Genomic DNA, 2,860 nt, shown 5'->3' with positions numbered 1-2,860 from the left:
ACGGGGCAAATCAGAAAGCCTGATTGCAACCGCAATCCTGTATTCTGTTATTGCTTGAAGGATTATTATTTACACAAAATTTTATGGGTTGCCCATTGTCAATGTTATCTGTTTCACTGATTCAGGTAGATATTAATGTGCTAAGCTGGTGGCTTATTCTTTCGGCAGGTCTGAATTTTTTGTATCATGGCAGTTGTAAGGGCAGTTACCATTAAGGCATAAAAGTACTCCCATGGGCAGATGAAATCTGCTCACGGGAGAGTAATACAAAGGCGGTTCAAACTGAAAGTTGCGCTCTCTTATTTGCAATATATCTCAATTGCTTTTGCTGTAAACAGAGCAGTTCCTTCTCCACCATAGCTATCAATGTTTTCGGTAAATTCTCCGCCACTTGCATACATCTTTCCCAGACCTGATAAAATTTCTTTTGTACAGGTGTAATAATTCTCTGTGATGAAATCCTGCAATTTTTTCACCTGTAATTGAACCGTATCACAGGATGTATCTAATTCTTTTATCTTGCCAAACTCTGTAAAAATAAGCATAAAACGATTGATTACATCCTTCTGCTGTGTATCAGACACCCCTTTCGTCTTTTCTTCAAATTCCTGATACTGGGCTATCTGTCCCCATTGTTCCTTTGCACGCTTTGAATAATCTTCCATCTTTTTTTTATCAAATACTTTAAAATACGTCTTATTTACTCCCATCGTTTTTATTCTTCGAGCAAAATCAATCAAATTTTCTATATGTTCCTTCTTCAATACCAAAAGTTCTATTTGCTGCTCTAATACTTTTTCCTTATTAAATTTAGGATTATATATAATATCTTTGATTTCTTTCAGTGGAAATTCCAATTCTCTAAACAATAAAATCTGTTGCAACCTTTCTAATGCTTCTTCATCATACAAACGGTATCCTACCTCTGTATACTCAGTTGGTTTTAACAGCCCGATACTATCATAGTACTGAAGGGTACGTATACTTACTCCTGTTAGCTTACTTACCTCATTTACTGTCCTCATAGGAATTTCCTTTCCGAATAATGGTCGTTTCACTCCAAAATCCATCTATTTCTTTCAAAATTTCTTCTGCTGGAAGTATTGTTGCGTCAACAATATCTTTTCCAGTTTTATCCAAATAATATTTCACCATATAATATCCGCATGCATACCCAGCACAATAAGGCATACCCACCGGAATATAATTTTGTAATTTTGCCATTTCATCTCCATACATATATGATGTAATATTGTCAAATCCTTGCACTTCTAAAGCGTCCTGGATAAGTGGCTTAATATATTCATTTAACATTTCCTGGTCAGTTTTACTAACCCATGGTCCTAAGTTCTCTTCACCGTAAAGTTTTACTGCAAAATTTTCTGCCAATCCTTCACAAATCATATATTCTGCTAATGATATTTCATTACTCCACTTTATATATTGAAATCTTACATTATGATTCGTCTCATGAGCTAATACAACTGGAATCCTTGTTTTTGTCGTTTCAGAAGGTACTAATGATCCAAATATGTATCCCGGAATTCCACCATCACCACAATAACCATCATTCATCACCGAATAGGGACTTGATGGATCTGCGAGCATCAATGTAAACATATACTCTTTAACCTTCAAATCTATTCCATGTCTAACAAATGTCATAAGAGAGCTTTCAATAGATGCCACGCAATCCGTCCATAACTTTTCATCTGCTAATTCTGCAATATATTTTTGTTCTGTGTCTCCTATTTTTTGTGGTAATAAATATCCTAACATACCGCTTGCCATCACCACATCATATCCGCCAGATTGTTTTGCTTTCAACGGACAGTGATACATATCCCATTTCTTTTCAAATTTTTTCATAAAGTCATAGCGATATATATCATCTTTCTTCTCTAACGATGCATTTGCTATCTTTCGATAAATCTCATCTGATTTTACTATTTCTATTATAAATTCATGCATATCATTTCCTCCTATCGATAAGTACACTTTAAACTATTACGCAACGTAGGAGTCAAGACTTTTTCCAAATATTTATCTGATGAAACTTCAAATTTCACTTCCTATTGTACCACGCACATCTCTTACATTCCACTTATATTTTTGTAAAGATTTTGAAAAAGGCGGACTGCTAATCTATAGCAATCCGCCTGAAAAATTACCACACTTCTAAACTGTCTTCTGCATCAATCCAAGCTTGCATTTCTCCATCCAACACTAAGCGTGCATACTCCATAGGTTCATCAATCGCAAGAGCATTCAATGCGCACTGTGAATTTGGTGTGATCTTCAATCCGTCCTCCGCCTTACTACAATCTATGCGAAGAAGTATATTATCAAAAGTGGTTATATCTATACTATTGCAGTACTGGTTATATGTAGCATATATAAGTTTCATAGCTTTTCGTCCTTTCGTTTTTATTACAGATAAGCCGGTTGTATTGATAAATTGTTGTGTGTCCTAGAATTATCCTTTAGAACATGAAACACAGCGTTTTTGAGAGTCATCAAAGCCCAAGACCGCTCTATCGTATTTTAGTGATGTCCGACGGCAATAACCGCTTCGCCATGCAATTCTGCGAAGGGACTGATATATACGAGCTGAAAGCAGGAGAGGCTATTGGGAATTATGTTGAATCGCTTAACAAGAAAGATTCGGATGCATTTATAGGCTGTTATGAAAACGTTGAGAGCGAATCTGTCAACTCCTTCATCGAAAGCGTTAAAAGCTGTAAAGAGACAAGCATATTCAGCAGGGTGCTTTTTCCTGAACCCGACGGACCGAGAATAACACAAATCTTGCCTTGTTCTAACTCCAGTTGTGCGTGGTCAAGGGCATAAACTTCGGCTT

At 36.2% G+C, this 2,860-nt stretch carries 4 protein-coding genes; all 4 read right to left on the bottom strand.

Translation table 11 applies throughout. The features are described from left to right. Window positions 1-299: 299 nt before the first annotated feature. Entirely contained in the window at window positions 300-1,025 is a 726-nt protein-coding gene (locus BLP46_RS12680) for a MerR family transcriptional regulator (RefSeq protein ID WP_092979412.1), read from the bottom strand. Further along, on the bottom strand, window positions 1,009-1,971 hold the full coding sequence (locus tag BLP46_RS12675) for a DUF2268 domain-containing putative Zn-dependent protease (RefSeq protein ID WP_092979410.1): 963 nt from the start codon (window positions 1,969-1,971) through the stop codon (window positions 1,009-1,011). Before BLP46_RS12675 ends, BLP46_RS12680 begins: the two co-directional genes overlap by 17 nt. Before the next feature lie 196 nt (window positions 1,972-2,167). Beyond that, window positions 2,168-2,407 (bottom strand): DUF6061 family protein, encoded by a 240-nt coding sequence (locus BLP46_RS12670; protein WP_092979408.1) that lies wholly within the window; start codon window positions 2,405-2,407, stop codon window positions 2,168-2,170. Between the two features lie 277 nt (window positions 2,408-2,684). Continuing rightward, the coding region (locus tag BLP46_RS13440) for an ATP-binding cassette domain-containing protein (protein ID WP_318259640.1) at window positions 2,685-2,860 on the bottom strand (176 nt) is incomplete at its 5' end.

This window comes from Ruminococcus sp. YE282 (genome assembly GCA_900101355.1).
Classification (GTDB): domain Bacteria; phylum Bacillota; class Clostridia; order Oscillospirales; family Acutalibacteraceae; genus Ruminococcoides; species Ruminococcoides bromii_A.
This window is presented reverse-complemented; position numbering and strand designations above follow the sequence as displayed.